Genomic DNA, 16,225 nt, shown 5'->3' with positions numbered 1-16,225 from the left:
TACCACGCGAAACATGGGAACGAGTCAAAAAGCGGAATTATCGTTCAGGTGCAGCGACTTCGGCGCGAAGCGGCGTCGGAGCAAAGCTGAATGATAATTCCGCTGTCATGCAGGAAGGCTTATACTGCCGCCGTCACAACAATTTCAACCTTGAAATCGGGATTGGCCAAGCGGGCTTCCACTGTTGCACGGGGTGGTGCATTTTCTTTGGAAACCCATTGATCCCATGCTTTATTCATGGCAGGGAATTCAGCCATGTTGGTCACATAAATTTGTGCCATTAAAATTCTTTCTTTACTGGTACCGGCCTGCGCAAGCAAGTCGTCGATGGTGGCCAGCACCTGGGCGGTTTGGCCTTCCATATCCAGTGAAGCATCGGTGGGAACCTGCCCTGCCAGGTAGGCAACGCCATTATAAACAGCCATATCCGACAAGCGTGGACCGACGTTGGTACGTTTGATATCACTCATATTATTTCCAGTTGTTTGTGGTTAATACCGATTTCAAAAATCATGCCTTGGGCAAATCAAAAACATGACGCAAATAAGAAAGATAGGCCGGGTCATCGCACATGGTTTTTTCGGGTTCATCAGAAACCTTGGCGACCGGCTGACCATTGCAGCGGACCATTTTCATGACGACCTGCAAGGCTGGCACACCCATATCGTTAGTTAAATTGGTGCCAATGCCGAAAGATACCTTGCAACGCCCCTGGAACCGCCGCGCGATTTCCATGGCAGTGGGAAAATTAAGGTTATTGGAAAAAACCAGGGTCTTGCTGATCGGGTCCACCCGGTTAGCCCGGTAATGGGCCAGCACGCGTTCACCCCATTCAAGCGGGTCGCCAGAGTCATGGCGGGCTCCATCAAAGAGCTTGCAAAAATACATATCAAAATCGCGCAGGAACGCATTCAAGCCGTAGACATCGGACAAAGCAATGCCCAGGTCGCCACGATATTCCTTGGCCCACATTTCAAGGGCAAATACTTGGGAGTCACGCAGGCGCGGCCCCAATGCCTGGCAAGCCTGCAGGTATTCATGGCCCATGGTACCCAAGGGAGTGGTGTTGTACTCTTTGGCCATGAAAACGTTACTGGTACCCACAAAATGATTCCCCATTTTTTCTTTCAGGGTCTTGACCACTTCGTGATGCCAGGCTTTGGAAAAGCGCCGGCGCGTACCGTACTCGGATATCTTGAAACTTTTCAGGTCTGTCGCCGCATTGACCAGTTCGATTTTTTCGCTCAGGCGGCGCCTGCCTTCATTCCAGTCAAGGTTTTTATGCTCATTGCGAAAATACACCTCATTCACAATAGCCAGCACCGGGATTTCAAATAAAATCGTATGCAGCCAGGGACCTTTTGCCTCGATGGTGATTTCCCCTTCTTCGGGGCCCTCGCCCACTTCAATGCATTTTTCAGGCAAGTGGAACAGGCCCAGGAAATCGACAAAATCGCTTTTGATGAACCGCATGTTACGCAAATAACCCAATTCATCCTCGGTAAAGCGCAATTGGCACAGGTGATGAATTTCCTCGCGTATTTCATTAATGTAAGGACGCAGGTTCACGCCCTTTGAGCGACACTTGAAACGGTACTCTACCTGGGCGCCCGGAAATTGATGCAACACGACCTGCATCATGGTGAATTTATATAAATCAGTATCTAATAGCGAGGTGATAATCATGTCGGTCACAGTAAATTTTTTCATAACCTTATCACAGCTATTAGGGTTTTGAACGCCAAGTATTTCAAGATTAGGTAAAATCACCCTTTTAATGTCGTTTATTGGAGTTTTAAATGACTCACGTTGTTACCGAAAACTGTATTAAATGCAAATATACAGATTGTGTCGATGTATGTCCTGTTGACTGCTTCAAGGAAGGTCCCAACTTCCTGGTGATTGATCCCGACGAGTGTATTGACTGTGCCGTCTGTATTCCGGAATGTCCTGCCAATGCAATTTTTGCCGAAGAGGATGTACCACAGGACCAGATCCATTTTATCAAGATCAACGCTGACCTGAGTCCCGAATTCCCAACCATCAGCCGCTCCAAAAAACCGCTGGACGATGCCGATGAATGGAATAACGTACCCGACAAGCTCCAGTATCTGGAAAAATAGCTGACTGAACAAAACAGGAAAATATGACTGACCAGAAATATACCCGTGAAACAGTAACCGGCATCACTGAATGGGTTCCCGGCAAACTGTTTTCGATTACCACCACCCGTGATAGTGCCTTCCAGTTTGAACCGGGACAGTTTGCCCGACTTGGACTGCCCGCCAGCGATGATCCCGCTGCAGAGCCCTCTATCTGGCGTGCCTATTCCATGGTCAGCACCCCGGAGGATGATTTTCTGTCTTTTTATTCCATTGTGGTTCCTGAAGGAGAGTTCAGCCCACGACTGGCCGGCCTTAAAACCGGTGATCCGGTTTATATCGACAAGACCGCCTTCGGTTTCCTGACCATAGACCGTTTCCCGCAAGGTGGCGACTTGTGGCTGCTCGCTACAGGCACTGGCCTCTCGGCTTATATCTCCATACTCAACACCCCGGCCACCTGGGCCCGTTTTGACAAAATCATCCTGGCCCATGGCGTTCGTACCTGCGAAGAGCTGACTTACCAGAAAGAAATTCTCAAATGGCAACAACAGTTTGGCGAGCGTTTTGTTTACCTGCCACTGCCTACGCGGGAGGCATATAAAAACCACCCGCAGGAACGCCTGACCAACCTTATCAGCAATGGAAAACTTGAACAGTTAAGTGGTCTGAAACTGGATCCGGAAACATCAAGAATCATGCTGTGCGGCAATCCCGACATGCTGTCCGAAGCCAGAAAAATACTGGCCGAAAAAGGTTTTGCAGCGGGAAGACGTGGCATTCCGGGCAATCTTGCCGTTGAAAATTACTGGTAATAATTCATTTTTTGTTGCTATCAACCCATTTATGAATAGTAACAAAATAGTAATTTCCCTAACTTTTGTCTGTTTTAAGAGAAAATTCACATTACCTGATGTTATATCCAAATTACTGGTGCTAGACTTTAAGCGTGCACCAGTAATTTTTGTGCAAAACAACAACAAGGAAGTGAGATTATGCTGTACCAATTTCATGAATTGACCCGCTCCATACTGGCGCCTATTTCGGCTTTCACGAACATAGGTTCTCAACTGTTTTCCAATCCTTACAGCCCTTACTCTTATATTCCCAATTCAAAGCAGATATCGGCCGGCCTTGAACTGATACACCGCTTGGGCAAGGATTATGAAAAACCCGGATGGGACATCAATTCTGTCATTATCGAAGACCGTGAAGTAGCGGTTCATACTGAAATTGCACAAAGCAAGCCTTTTTGCAATCTGGTTCACTTTGTCCGTGAGCTTGAACCGAATACGGAACCCTGTCCGAAGGTATTGATTGTCGCTCCGCTGTCAGGGCACCATGCCACCTTGTTGCGCGATACGGTACGCACCATGCTAAGCGCGTTCGATGTCTATGTGACCGACTGGATTGATGCCCGCATGATTTCCATGGCTGAAGGCCCCTTCCATCTTGATGATTATGTGGAGTATGTCCAGGCATTCATCCGCAGTCTCGGACCAGACGTGCACGTCATGTCAGTCTGCCAGCCCACAGTGCCGGTACTTGCCGCCATTTCCTTAATGGCTGGCAACAATGAAGCCGTTATGCCCAAAAGTATGATCATGATGGGCGGACCACTGGATACGCGCTACTCACCCACGGAAGTTAACGGCCTGGCCAGCACCAAGCCCTACTCATGGTTTGAAAACCAATTGATTCATATTGTGCCTTCCCGTTATCCGGGCGTAGGTCGCAAGGTGTATCCGGGCTTTTTACAGCACGCCGGTTTTGTTTCCATGAACCCCGACAAGCACATGCAATCCCACTACGACTACTATCTTAACCTCATGAAAGGCAACGAGATGGAAGCCAATAGCCACCGCAAATTCTACGACGAATACAATGCGGTGCTGGATATGCCGGCTGAATACTATCTGGATACCATTCGGGTCGTTTTCCAGGAGCACTTGCTACCGCGTGGTCTTTGGGATGTTCGTGGCGTAAGGGTAGATCCCGACCACATCCGCAATGTCAGGCTCATGACCGTTGAGGGTGAACTGGACGACATTACCGGCCATGGGCAAACCCGCGTGGCTCATGAACTGTGCGGCAATATACCCAAAGCCGACAAATACCACCTGCAGGCACCTGGCTGTGGGCACTACGGTATTTTTTCAGGCACCAAATGGCGTACCAGAATTTTTCCTGAAGTGAAAGAATTCATCAATAACGTCGACCGGGACTGAATTCCGGTTAAAATGAAGAGGCCTGTTCAAGCAACAGGCCTTTTTTATTTTTACCTATGACAAGCAAATCCCTACTTCAAAAAATTGATGCCATCCTGCCGCAAACCCAGTGCACCAAATGCGGCTACGATGGCTGCAAACCTTATGCACAGGCACTGGTTCAACAAGAGGCCAATATCAACCGCTGCCCGCCTGGTGGCACCCAGGGCATTCAGCAACTGGCCGATCTGTTACAGGTACCCGTATTGCCGCTAGACCCCGAATGTGGCACTGAAACCCCCTTGCAAGTGGCGGTGATAGATGAAGCCCACTGTATTGGCTGTACGCTGTGTATTCGGGCCTGTCCGGTTGATGCCATTATTGGCGCCAACAAATTCATGCATACGGTAGACCCGCAATTATGCACGGGTTGCGATTTATGCGTTGCCCCCTGTCCGGTTGATTGCATCAGCATGGTTAATGCCAACCGCTCCTGGACAATTGAAGATGCCAATGCCGCCCGCGATCGCCATGAGCGACGTGCCGAACGCCTGCACAGGCAAAGCCTGCAGGAAGAGGCCCGCCTTAACCAGCACTCGATTCAAACCGCCACCCACTCAGAAGCGTTGGCCAGCCTGCCTGAACCTGTCCAGGCACCGACCAATGAAAAAACCGCTGAACAACTCAAGAAAGAAGCCATTGCCCTGGCGTTGCAGCGGGCCCGCGAACGACGCCTGCAAAGCGTGAAAAAAGCCTAGCCTTTGAAAACCATGAACGCCGAAAAAAGAAAAGAGATTTTTGCCCGTTTCAAGGCAGCCAATCCCAAGCCCACCACCGAACTGGAATACGAAAACAATTTTCAATTGCTGATTGCGGTGCTATTGTCGGCACAAGCCACCGATAAAGCGGTAAACATTGCCACCCGCAAGTTTTTTGACACTTGCAAAACCCCTCAGGACATCCTGGATATGGGACTGGAAAAATTTACCGAAGCCATCCGCACCATTGGCCTGTACAAAACCAAGGCTAAAAACGCCCTCGCAACCTGCGAAATCCTGCAGACCCAATATAAGGGCCAGGTACCCGACAACCGTGAGGCGCTCGAAGCCCTGCCCGGCGTCGGCCGAAAAACCGCAAACGTGGTGCTTAACACCGCTTTCGGCCAGCCTGCCATGGCGGTTGATACCCATATATTCCGGGTATCAAACCGCACCGGCATTGCACCGGGCAAGAATGTGCTGGAAGTGGAAAAAAAACTGCTACGGCTGGTACCCAAGGAATATTTGCTTGATGCACATCACTGGCTGATATTGCATGGCCGCTATGTATGCCTGGCCCGAAAACCAAAATGTCCGCAATGTGACATTGCGGACATTTGCGATTACAAGGATAAAACCAAGGCGTCCTGAAACGCCCTGAACAATTATTCCTTGTCCTGCTTGCCAAAACCCAGGTAACTTTCAATAACCCGGGGGTTATGGGCCAGCTCTGAAGCCTTGCCTTCCAGACGGACTTCACCCATTTCAAGCACATAACCGTAATCGGCTACCTGCAAAGCGGCACGGGCATTTTGCTCTACCAGCAAAATAGATACACCGCTTTCACGAAGGCGCAGGATAATATGAAAAACCTCACGCACCACCAAGGGAGCAAGACCCAGGCTGGGCTCATCCAGCATTAGCACCTTAGGTTTGCCCATCAAGGCACGGCCTACCGCCAGCATCTGCCGCTCTCCGCCCGACAAGGTCCCGGCATTTTGCATGCGTCGCTCTTTCAGGCGTGGAAACAGCTCGTAGACTTCATCCAGCGTGTTTTTCCAGTTTTTCTCACGGGCACGATAACGGCGAAAACCACCCAACAACAGATTATCCTCTACCGGCATGCTGGAAAACAGCTCGCGTTTTTCAGGGACCAGGCACAGGCCATTGGCCACCCGGTCTTCAACAATCAGGCGACTGACATCCTGCCCCTGGTAAACAACTTCACCATGGGCCGAACCCGGAACCGGCAAAGCGCCCATGATGGAATTGAGCAAGGTTGATTTACCCGCCCCATTGGCACCAATAACCGTGACCACCTGGCCACTCTTAACAGTAAGGTTGATATTTTGCACAGCCAGCACCTTGCCATACTGTGCACACAGGTTTTTTGTTTCCAGTAAGATACTCATGCCTTTGCACCCTTTGCGTCAATGGAAATACCCAGATCGTCATCTACACCGCCCAAATAGGCTTCCAGCACAACCGGATTAACCTGAATCTGCTCAGGGGTGCCCTCCGCAATTCGGGTCCCAAAGTCCATGACCACCAAATGATTGGTAAGGCGCATCACAAAATCCATATCGTGTTCCACCAGCAAAATGCTCATGCCTTCATCACGCAAGCCGGACAACACACTGGCCAGCTCCTGCTTTTCCTTGTAGCGCAAACCGGCCGCAGGCTCATCAAGCAGCAACAGGGTTGGATCAAGCGCAAGCGCACGGGCAATTTCCACAATCCGTTGCTGGCCCAAAGACAGGTTGCCTGCCTGCTCGTGCAGGTAATCACCCAGTCCGACCCGCTCGAGCTGTTTCTTGGCTTCTTGCAGCATTTGCGCTTCGCTATCACGCTCAAGGTGCAACAGGCTTTGCACAATACCGGTCTTGGCCCGCAGATGCGCACCCAGGGCAACGTTTTCAAGAACGCTCATGGTAGGCAGCAACTGCACATGCTGAAAAGTACGGCCCACACCCAGTGCGGCAATTTTGCGTGATGACAGAGAACCGATTTCCTGCCCCATAAAGCGCACCGAACCACTGGTTAGCGAATGCACTCCGGTAATCAGGTTGAAGGTTGTGCTTTTGCCGGCACCATTGGGGCCGATAAGGCCCATGATTTGCCCTGCCTGGATCTTGAAGCTGATATCGTTGACAGCCACCAGTCCGCCAAACTCTTTGCGGATACGGTCAACTTCCAGAATGATTTCACCATGTTCCGGCCTGCTGCGCCGGGGCAAGGATGAAGAAGCCTCGGGTACCGGTTTGGGCTTAACCAGCTGCTTTCCGGTAAGTTTGCCAACAAAATTAACCAATATGGGCCAGAGGCCTTCACGGGCATGGTGCAAGATCAACACCATCAAGATACCAAACACCACCATTTCAAAGTTGGCCGAGGTATTTAACAGCAGCGGAACGATATCCTGGATTTGGTCTTTCATGGTCAGGATAAGCGTGGAACCAAAAACCGCCCCCCAGATACTGGCTGAACCGCCAATAACCGCCATGAACAAATATTCAATGCCGTAATTGATACCAAACGTGCTGGGGCTTACCGCACGCTGCTCGTGGGCGTAAAGCCAGCCAGCCAGCCCGGCCAGCACCCCTGCGTACACAAAAGCCACGACTTTATAGTATTTGGTATGCACGCCAAATGATTCGGCCATGCCCGCCCCGCTTTTTAACGAACGGATGGCCCGTCCAGGACGGGAATCGAGCAGGTTTATGCTGAACCAGACAGCCAACAGCACACACGCCCAGATCAGGAAATAAATATGTTTGGCCTTGAGCAGGGAAAAACCGAAGATTTCAATAGGCGGAATACCGGGAATACCATCGTGACGCCCCAGAAAACCCAGGTTGCCATACAGATAATAAAAAACCAGGCAAACCGCAATCGTGCTAAGCGGTAAGTAATGCCCTGACAGGCTTAAGGTGATTTGGCCCAGGATATATGACACGATGAACGTTAAGACCAGGGCCGCCAACAAACCCACCCACGGAGAATACCCCGCCGTGGTTGACAGATAGGCAGTTGCGTAAGCGCCAATCCCGACAAACGCAGCCTGACCAAAGGAAGTCAGCCCACCCACGCCGGTAAGTACCACCAGTCCCAATACAACCAGGCTGGCAATACCAATAGAGTTCATCTGGTTAATCCAGAACTCGGGCGTACCCGGGAAAACCGGCAAGACCACCAGAAAAATGACAAAAAGTGCTAGAAATAAACGTTTCATTTTATTATTCTTCATCCTCTTCGTGCTTGACTAAAAGGGCGCGTAACAGCAGAACAGGAATAACAATACCAAAGACAATAACCTCTTTGTAATCACTTGCCCAGAATGTAGTGAATGCCTCGATGAGACCAATACCGATGGCACCAAAAGCCGCCAACGGATAACTGACCAGGCCACCAATAATGGCCCCCACAAAACCTTTAAGGCCAATCATGAAACCAGTTTCGTAGGTAATGGTAATGAATGACACAATCATGATGCCAGACAACACCCCGACCAGCGCGGTTAGAAAGAAAGTAAGGTGACCCGACATTGAAGTGCCGATGCCGACCAGACGGGCACCCCGGCGGTTAACAGCGGTTGCACGCAAGGCCCGGCCATACAGGGTTTTGCCAAAAAACAACCACAGGGCGGCAATAATAGCCACCGTCATGCCAATAACAAACAGGCTTTGGTATGACCAGGTCAAAGAGGCGATGTCAACCGAACCGTCAAAGAAAGGCTCGGAAACCAGCCAACCTTCGGCGCCAAAAAACACCAGCCCCAGGCCTACCAGCGCATAATGCACGGCAATCGATACAATCAACAGGGTAAGTACCGAATGCTCGGCAACCGGCTCATAGGCAATGCGATAAAGCATGGGGCCCAATGGCACCACCAAAAGCAGAGTGAGAAAAGCCTTGACCCATAACGAGGGATCGGTTGCCAGAACAACCGGCACCGCCCACAGTAAAAACAGCGGGTAGATGATAAAAACCCCCAAGGATTTCAGCAGGGTTTTCCTGTCTTTGCCTTTGTAGACAAAATACAGTTCTTTCAGGAACAAAACCGCGCCAAACATGGGCAACAGCCAAATAGTTCCGGGCTTGCCGCCATCAGCCATAATCGCAAAAGTCAGCGCACCAAACGTAACGAACTCACCTTGCGCAATAAAAATAATGCGGGTAACAACAAATACAAGCACCAACGAAACGGCCATCAGGGCGTAAATCACCCCGGTAACCAAACCGTCCTGCATGAGTATTTTGGCAATAGACCAATCCATCTTCTGCTTTTTCTCTTTTTGATATTTTGAACAATAATCATGCCAGCGCATTTGCCACAATGGCCCGCCTGTTTGTCAGGACGGGCCACCGGGTTGTTTAGGGCACTGGCCGGGCTGGCTTATTCAGAACCCAGCTCGGGGGCATAAACCCACTTGCCATCAACAACCTTGACCAGCACGCGAGAGCGTTCATCAAGACCGGTGTGGTTGTCGGGCGTCATGTTGAAAATACCATGCACGCCTTTAACGTTGGTGGTGTTTTCAAGGGCATCACGCATGGCAACACGAAAAGCTTCCGTACCAGGCTTGGCTCCACTGGCAAGCGCCTTGGGAATAGCCGCATTAATCAGGGCACCGGCATCCCACATATGGCCGCCGAACACGCTGACGGAATCCTTGCCGAATTTATTTTCATAGCTTTCGATATACGACAGGCCTTCTGTCTTGAGTGGATTGCTATCGCTTAACTGTTCGGCCACCAGCAATGGACCAACCGGCAATACCAGTCCCTCACATGCCTTGGCGCATACGCGCAGGAAATCGCTATTGGCAGAACCGTGAGTATGATAGATTTGGCCTTTATAGCCACGTTGCTTGAGTTCGCGTTGTGGCAATGCCCCCGGTGTGCCAGCAGTCGCTACCAGCACAGCATCAGGCTTGGTGGCAAGCAACTTAAGCACCTGGCCGGTCACGCTGGTATCAGGACGATTATAGCTTTCTTCGGCAACAATCTTGATATCAGTGTCTTTCAGGACATTTTTCACTTCATTCAGCCAGCTTTGGCCGTATGCATCGGCAAAACCAATAACGCCCAGGGTTTTGACGTTGGCCTTTTTCATCGCATCAGCCAGGGCCTGTGCCATGAGGAAATCGTTTTGAGGCGTTTTGAAAGCCCACTTCTTGGCTCCTTCCTGAGGCTCAACCACCACGGCATTACCTGCCAGGCTGATAACCGGTACTTTGTTCTCGGCGGCTACATCCACCATGGCCAAAGAACCCGGAGTCGCCGAGCTGCCAATCATGACATCAATATTGTTTTCACTGATCAGCTTGCGCATGTTTTTTACGGCTTGCGTGGTGTCTGTTGCATCATCATAAACAACATAATTCACCTTGACCCCATCCACCTCGGCAGGGATCACCTCTACCGTGTTTTTTTCAGGAATTCCCAAAGAGGCCGCAGGGCCAGTGGCGGAAACGGACACGCCGACATTGACAACATTTTGCGCCATCGCAGTACCCACAAACGCGGTGGCAAGCATCATACTTAAAGAGGTTAATTTGGCAAGCTTCATTTTTAATTTGTCTCCATGGACACAATAATCAGGTAGTAAAAACCGCAGGTAACAAAAGGCAAACGTGAATCTTACCATTTGTCAGCCGGCAAAACACCGTACAAGCACGTTTTACGCTAACATAGTGTCTTGAAATGAGCCTATAGCGCACTTTTTCCCTGTTCCAGCACAATGTGTAACAAAAAAACAAACTTACCCAGGGAAATAAAACACATAATACTCATTTGATTTAAAATTGTACGTTTCATTCTCCAGAACAGGTGAACAGTGAAAATCATCAAACCAGATGCGCAATGGCAACAGGAACTTAGCCCTGAAGAATATTACGTAACCCGCCAAAAAGGCACCGAACGCGCTTTTACCGGGCGCTACTGGAATACCTTTACCACAGGCATTTACCATTGCGTCGGTTGTGGCACCCCGCTATTTTCCTCAGACACAAAATTTGATGCAGGATGTGGCTGGCCAAGTTATTTTGAACCAATCAACCCCGATCATGTCAGAGAAGAAAGCGATACCAGCCACGGCATGGTTCGCACCGAAATCCTGTGCAATATCTGCGATTCCCATTTAGGCCATGTTTTTCCCGATGGGCCGCCACCTACAGGATTGCGTTATTGCATTAACTCCCTTTCACTACGTTTTGAACCTACTGAATGAAAAAATTCCTGTTTGATTTTTTTCCGCTTGTCCTGTTTTTTGTCGCTTTCAAGATCGCCGATATTTACGTGGCTACCTGGGCCGCCATTGCAGCAAGTGTAGCGCAAATCATCTGGCTCAAGCTTCGTAAAAAACCGATCGAAGCCACCAACTGGATGAATGTGATTATTATCGTCGTATTTGGCGGTGCTACGATTTATTTCCAGAACGAAGCCTTCGTCAAATGGAAACCGACTGTCCTTTACTGGATGTTTGCAGCTATCCTGCTGGGCGGTAAAATTTTCTTCAGAAAAAACCTCATCCAAAAACTGCTTGGCGCCCAAATGAACATGGAAAATCATGTCTGGGACAAGCTTAATTACAGCTGGTCAGGCTTTTTCATTATTGCAGGCGCCATCAACCTGTTCGTAGCCTTTTCAGGGTACTTCACCCTGGACCAATGGGCCACCTTCAAAGTGTTTGGCATGACCATTCTTCTTGTCATCTTTGCCATTGGCCAGTCCTTATGGATAAGCCGCTATATTGATCTTCCCGAGAACTGAACCTGCTTATGTCAGATCGCATTAAATTAATTGAAGAAAGGCTCTCCGCGCTTTCACCCCTCAAATTGCAAGTGATTGACGATTCACATTTGCATGCCGGGCATGCGGGCAGCAAAAACGGTGCCGGCCATTATACGGTTATCATCCAGTCCGCCCTTTTCAACGGTTTAAGCCGGGTTGCCCGGCAAAGACTGGTTTATGAGGCGCTTGATGACCTGATTCCATTTCCAATCCACGCGCTTGCCATTCAAACGCAAACTACTATTTGACCTACAAAAGGAAAGTTATGAAACGTTTTATGTTACTTGCCGCAACCTGCGCGGTTGCCTTGCCTGCTTTTGCACAGAACGTTGCAACAGTTAATGGCCAAGCCATTACCGAGGCTGAACTTAACAACACCGTCAAGGCACTGGTTGCCCGTGGTGCCCAGGATACCCCCGAGTTCCGCAAGCAACTAACCGAAGAGCTCATCAATCGTTCCGTGCTGGTACAGGCGGCCGAAAAAGCCGGCATTGACAAAAAAGATGAAGTTGCCCTTGCCCTGAACAATGCCAAACAGGAAATCCTGATTGCCTCTTTACTGCAGGAATGGAGCCAGAAAAACCAGATTTCTGATGCTGAAATCCAAAAAATCTACGATGATATCGTCAAGGAAAATGCCAACAAGAAAGAATATAAAGTCAAACATATTCTGGTTAAAGATGAAACCGCAGCGAATAAACTGCTGAAAAGCATCAAAAACAAGAAAGCCAAATTTGCCGATGTCGCCAAAAAAGAATCCATTGACTCTGGCAGTGGCAAAGACGGTGGTGATCTGGGCTGGGCACCTGCCGAAAACTACGTACCAGAATTCGCCAATGCTGTAAAATCCGCCAAAAAAGGCGAACTGCTTGCCAAACCCGTCAAATCACAATTTGGCTGGCATATCATTCAGGTTGAAGACGAACGTGCCGCCCAAGCCCCTAAACTGGAAGAAGTGAAACCACAAATCCAGCAAATGCTAAGCCAGCAAGCCCTGCAAAAGCACATGAAATCACTGCGTGACAGTGCCAAGGTTGAAATCACCGAGAAAAAATAAGCCTAATATAAAAGGCCTGTTATTTCCGGTATTTACCACACCCCTGATAGCGGTTCTGCTTTCAGGGGTGTTTTTTTATCTACTCGTACCCACGAGGAAGCACAAAGAAACCACGCAAGAACGTGAGCACAAGGAAAAGTTTAGAGCGTGGGAACGAGAGTCAAGCACCATCAAGCAATCAGGACAGGCCCAGCATTTGCCTTAACTGGTCTTCATCAATCACGTTTACACCCAATTGACGGGCCTTTTCAAGCTTGCTGCCAGCGTCATCACCGGCTACCACGTAACTGGTTTTTTTGGAAACCGAACCGCTTACTTTGCCTCCTGCCTCCATAATCAGTTTACCGGCTTCGTCACGTGACCAGGTCGGCAAGGTCCCGGTAAGGACAAAGGTTTTGCCAGCCAAGGTATCATTCCGCTTTACTTCAACCTGTTTGGGTTGCAAGCCAACTTCCAATAAATCGGCAATCACTGCCTGATTATGCTGCTCGGCAAAGAACCGGCGAATTGAACCTGAAACAACCGGTCCCACTTCAGGTACCTTGAGCAACTCTTCTTCGCTGGCCTGCATGAGCGCAGCCATGCTGCCAAAATAAGTAGCAAGATCCCGTGCAGTAGTTTCGCCCACATGGCGTATGCCGAGTGCATAAATCAAGCGTGAAAGCTCAACCTGCTTGCTTTTCTCTACGGCATTGACAAGGTTTTCAGCCGATTTACGTCCCATTCGCTCAAGGCCCATGACCTTTTCTACAGACAGGCGATACAAATCCGCCAGGGAATGAACCCATCCCTGATCAACCAGCTGGTCGATGATTTTTTCACCCAGGCCTTCAATATCCAGGGCCTTGCGACTGGCTGCATGCAAAAAACTCTGCTTGCGCTGGGCGGCACAAAACAAGCCTCCACTGCAGCGTGAAACCGCTTCATCAGGCAGACGTTCGATTGCTGAACCACAAACCGGACAACTCGTTAGCATGACAAACTCACGGGCATCGGCCGGACGCAACTCGGGTAATGGGCGAACCACTTCAGGAATCACGTCTCCGGCACGGCGCACAATAACCATATCACCAATACGCACATCTTTGCGCCGGATCTCATCTTCATTGTGCAAGGTGGCATTGGTGACTGTGACCCCCCCTACAAATACCGGTTGCAAACGTGCGACCGGTGTAATGGCGCCCGTACGCCCCACCTGCACTTCGATATCAAGCAGTTTGGTACTGACTTCTTCGGCAGGAAACTTGTGCGCAATGGCAAATCTTGGTGCCCGGGAAACAAATCCCAGCGCCTGTTGGGAAGCGAGCTGGTTGACCTTGTAAACCACACCATCAATTTCATAAGGAAGGCCGGCACGCACATTGCTGACATGGCGATAAAATTCCAGCATACCCTGCACACCCTTTACCACCTTGCGCTCTTGCGCCAGCGGAAAACCTAGTTGTCCAAACCAGGCGAGCATTTCAGCATGTGTCTGTGGCAACGTGCCTGTTTCTCCGGAGATTTCTCCCCAACCATAGGCAAAAAACCGCAGCGGCCGTTTGGCGGTAATGCGCGGATCGAGTTGGCGCAAACTGCCGGCAGCCGCATTACGCGGATTCACGAACACTTTTTCGCCTCGGGCATCCTGTTGCTGGTTAAGCTTTAAAAAATCCTGGCGATTCATTAATACCTCGCCACGAATTTCAAATACGGCCGGCACGTTTTCAGCGTGCAAACGCAAAGGCACCGAAGCAATGGTACGGATATTGCTGGTGACGTCTTCACCGGTCTGGCCATCTCCGCGGGTAGCAGCATGGACCAGCAGGCCATTTTCATAGCGGATGCCAATGGCCAAGCCATCAAGCTTTAATTCACAGTTGTATTCAACTTCATCAGCCAGGCCCAACAAGCCTGCATCGCGCAGGCCATCGGCGACCCGTTTGTCAAACGCCGAGATATCCGGCTCTTCAAAGGCATTGCCCAAGGACAACATAGGCACGGCATGACGGATACTGGCAAAAAAAGGCAACGGTGCACCGCCCACCCTTTGGGTAGGTGAATCGGGGGTAATCCATTCGGGATGAGCCGCTTCGAGTTTTTGCAGTGCCTGCATGAGCGCATCGTATTCCGCATCGGAAATAAGCGGTGCGTCCTGCACATAGTAAGCCTGATCGTGTTTTCTGATTTCATTGCGAAGCGCTTCTAGAGCCAGCGCTTCAGGGTCATGCGTTAAGGTCATCTTTTACTTCAATTATCAGGAAAACACCAGCAAGGCACGACTTGAACCGGCAGGGATGCCCTGTTTATCCAGTTCTTCATAAAGCTCAACAAGTTTGTTATCGATGGCAACTTCCGCGCCATCCATGACGGGACGCCCCGAGTCATCGACCAGCTGGGCTTTTAAAGCAACCGCCAACTCTTTGGCCACTGCCAGCATGCGACCAAAGGCATGTTCATCGGCAGGACTGCGCGGAACATCAAGTAGCAGGCCTACTTGATCAACGCCAGCAGAGCGAACGATCTGGCCTGGCTCGTTACCCAGCAACAACAGGAAACGGGGTATGCCATCTTCATTGCACCAGGCAAAATCATTGCCATATTCAACAAAACTCATGCGACGGGCAATATCGATAATGGCCGCCACCGGCTGGGTGCCATCAAGCCTCAAGGTCAGGCCAACCTGCGCATCCAGGTTGGCACACAATTCGTCAAGTGACTGGGCACGTTTAAGCAGGGCATCGGCATCGGGACTTTCGGTACTGGCATCAAAAACATGGGCTAGCTTGTCTGCCATGACCAGGGCCTGGGACCATTCGATTTCATTCAGTGCACCTTGGCGATTGGCCAATACCACGGCCATTTGCAGTGAGGTATAGGATTCATTGGGATGCAAGCGGTAACGATGGTAGCCGTCAGCGGTTTCAGCAAAATAACGGATGGATTTGGTACCGGCCTGGCGATAAGGCTGAATTTGTGCAAGCAACCGGGCACCGGGCACCGCAGCGGCAAAATGCAGGTCGATCACCCCTTCACATACCTCGTCAACGGTTTCCTCGTCGTGCGCCTGCCTGATAGAGGCAACCGCAATTTCCGGCTCAAGGGATGGGTCTTCGTCTGGCAGGCCAAAGGCTGGCTCTTCACGCAAAGACCCGTTATGGGTCTGGATTGGCTCTGCACTTAACAAAGGGTCCTGTTCAGGTTCAGGGAACCTGCTGCGCATTTTTTTCTGGATGCGCTGTTCTTGCCACCAATTGAACAGCAACACCAATAAAATAAGTACAACACCAAGTGCGATCAGACTTAGCTGCAAATTACTCATATCTT

Annotated in this window: 17 protein-coding genes; 9 read left to right on the top strand and 8 right to left on the bottom strand. The window is 50.2% G+C overall.

Translation table 11 applies throughout. From position 1 onward, the window contains the following. Positions 1-119: 119 nt before the first annotated feature. Together ACM5Q9_RS00955 and pncB are read right to left on the bottom strand one after the other, a co-directional pair. The gene (locus ACM5Q9_RS00955; RefSeq protein ID WP_418142865.1) at positions 120-470 is read right to left on the bottom strand and encodes a RidA family protein; all 351 of its coding nucleotides are present in this window, start codon (positions 468-470) and stop codon (positions 120-122) included. Between the two features lie 40 nt (positions 471-510). Next, complete coding sequence (gene pncB, locus ACM5Q9_RS00950) at positions 511-1,686, bottom strand: nicotinate phosphoribosyltransferase (protein WP_418143142.1); 1,176 nt, start codon at positions 1,684-1,686, stop codon at positions 511-513. Between the two features lie 113 nt (positions 1,687-1,799). On the opposite strand from pncB, the gene fdxA reads away from it, so the two are divergent. From fdxA to nth, 5 genes are all read left to right on the top strand, one after another. Then, positions 1,800-2,123, top strand: a complete 324-nt coding sequence (gene fdxA / locus ACM5Q9_RS00945) for a ferredoxin FdxA (protein ID WP_302890775.1) — start codon at positions 1,800-1,802, stop codon at positions 2,121-2,123. A 23-nt stretch (positions 2,124-2,146) separates the two neighbouring features. Then, the gene (locus ACM5Q9_RS00940) at positions 2,147-2,917 is read left to right on the top strand and encodes a ferredoxin--NADP reductase (RefSeq protein ID WP_418142864.1); all 771 of its coding nucleotides are present in this window, start codon (positions 2,147-2,149) and stop codon (positions 2,915-2,917) included. Positions 2,918-3,097: 180 nt separating this feature from the next. Then, the gene (locus tag ACM5Q9_RS00935; protein ID WP_418142863.1) at positions 3,098-4,330 is read left to right on the top strand and encodes a polyhydroxyalkanoate depolymerase; all 1,233 of its coding nucleotides are present in this window, start codon (positions 3,098-3,100) and stop codon (positions 4,328-4,330) included. Between the two features lie 56 nt (positions 4,331-4,386). Then, positions 4,387-5,067, top strand: coding sequence for an electron transport complex subunit RsxB (rsxB, locus tag ACM5Q9_RS00930; protein ID WP_418142862.1), 681 nt, complete (start codon positions 4,387-4,389; stop codon positions 5,065-5,067). 12 nt (positions 5,068-5,079) lie between these two features. After that, on the top strand, positions 5,080-5,718 hold the full coding sequence (nth, locus tag ACM5Q9_RS00925; protein WP_418142861.1) for an endonuclease III: 639 nt from the start codon (positions 5,080-5,082) through the stop codon (positions 5,716-5,718). A 14-nt stretch (positions 5,719-5,732) separates the two neighbouring features. Here nth and ACM5Q9_RS00920 read toward each other — a convergent pair whose 3' ends face one another. The 4 genes from ACM5Q9_RS00920 to ACM5Q9_RS00905 form a co-directional block, all read right to left on the bottom strand. Next, positions 5,733-6,479, bottom strand: coding sequence for an ABC transporter ATP-binding protein (locus tag ACM5Q9_RS00920; protein ID WP_418142860.1), 747 nt, complete (start codon positions 6,477-6,479; stop codon positions 5,733-5,735). Beyond that, positions 6,476-8,299 (bottom strand): ABC transporter permease subunit, encoded by a 1,824-nt coding sequence (locus ACM5Q9_RS00915; protein WP_418142859.1) that lies wholly within the window; start codon positions 8,297-8,299, stop codon positions 6,476-6,478. Before ACM5Q9_RS00915 ends, ACM5Q9_RS00920 begins: the two co-directional genes overlap by 4 nt. Positions 8,300-8,303: 4 nt before the next feature. After that, positions 8,304-9,344, bottom strand: coding sequence for a branched-chain amino acid ABC transporter permease (locus tag ACM5Q9_RS00910; protein WP_418142858.1), 1,041 nt, complete (start codon positions 9,342-9,344; stop codon positions 8,304-8,306). Between the two features lie 119 nt (positions 9,345-9,463). Next, positions 9,464-10,639, bottom strand: a complete 1,176-nt coding sequence (locus ACM5Q9_RS00905) for an ABC transporter substrate-binding protein (protein ID WP_418142857.1) — start codon at positions 10,637-10,639, stop codon at positions 9,464-9,466. 267 nt (positions 10,640-10,906) lie between these two features. On the opposite strand from ACM5Q9_RS00905, the gene msrB reads away from it, so the two are divergent. Genes msrB through ACM5Q9_RS00885 form a run of 4 tightly spaced genes read left to right on the top strand, consistent with a single transcriptional unit; the run spans position 10,907 to position 12,919 of the window. Next, positions 10,907-11,299, top strand: coding sequence for a peptide-methionine (R)-S-oxide reductase MsrB (gene msrB / locus ACM5Q9_RS00900; protein ID WP_418142856.1), 393 nt, complete (start codon positions 10,907-10,909; stop codon positions 11,297-11,299). After that, positions 11,296-11,841 carry a septation protein A gene (locus ACM5Q9_RS00895; protein ID WP_418142855.1) on the top strand — a complete coding sequence of 182 codons (546 nt, stop codon included), beginning with the start codon at positions 11,296-11,298 and terminating at the stop codon, positions 11,839-11,841. Before msrB ends, ACM5Q9_RS00895 begins: the two co-directional genes overlap by 4 nt. A gap of 8 nt (positions 11,842-11,849) precedes the next feature. After that, entirely contained in the window at positions 11,850-12,110 is a 261-nt protein-coding gene (locus ACM5Q9_RS00890; RefSeq protein WP_418142854.1) for a BolA family protein, read from the top strand. Between the two features lie 17 nt (positions 12,111-12,127). Then, a complete protein-coding gene (locus ACM5Q9_RS00885; protein ID WP_418142853.1) occupies positions 12,128-12,919 on the top strand; it encodes a foldase protein PrsA in 792 nt (263 codons plus the stop codon). A gap of 178 nt (positions 12,920-13,097) precedes the next feature. Here ACM5Q9_RS00885 and ligA read toward each other — a convergent pair whose 3' ends face one another. Together ligA and ACM5Q9_RS00875 are read right to left on the bottom strand one after the other, a co-directional pair. Continuing rightward, positions 13,098-15,140: an NAD-dependent DNA ligase LigA gene (gene ligA / locus ACM5Q9_RS00880; protein ID WP_418142852.1), complete on the bottom strand. Its 2,043-nt coding sequence runs from the start codon at positions 15,138-15,140 to the stop codon at positions 13,098-13,100. A gap of 15 nt (positions 15,141-15,155) precedes the next feature. Further along, positions 15,156-16,220, bottom strand: a complete 1,065-nt coding sequence (locus ACM5Q9_RS00875; protein WP_418142851.1) for a cell division protein ZipA C-terminal FtsZ-binding domain-containing protein — start codon at positions 16,218-16,220, stop codon at positions 15,156-15,158. Between the last annotated feature and the right edge of the window lie 5 nt (positions 16,221-16,225).

Source organism: Advenella sp. RU8 (genome assembly GCF_048381675.1).
GTDB lineage: Bacteria > Pseudomonadota > Gammaproteobacteria > Burkholderiales > Burkholderiaceae_B > Advenella.
Note: the sequence above shows the minus strand (reverse complement) of the source record. Positions and strands in the feature narration are given on the sequence as shown.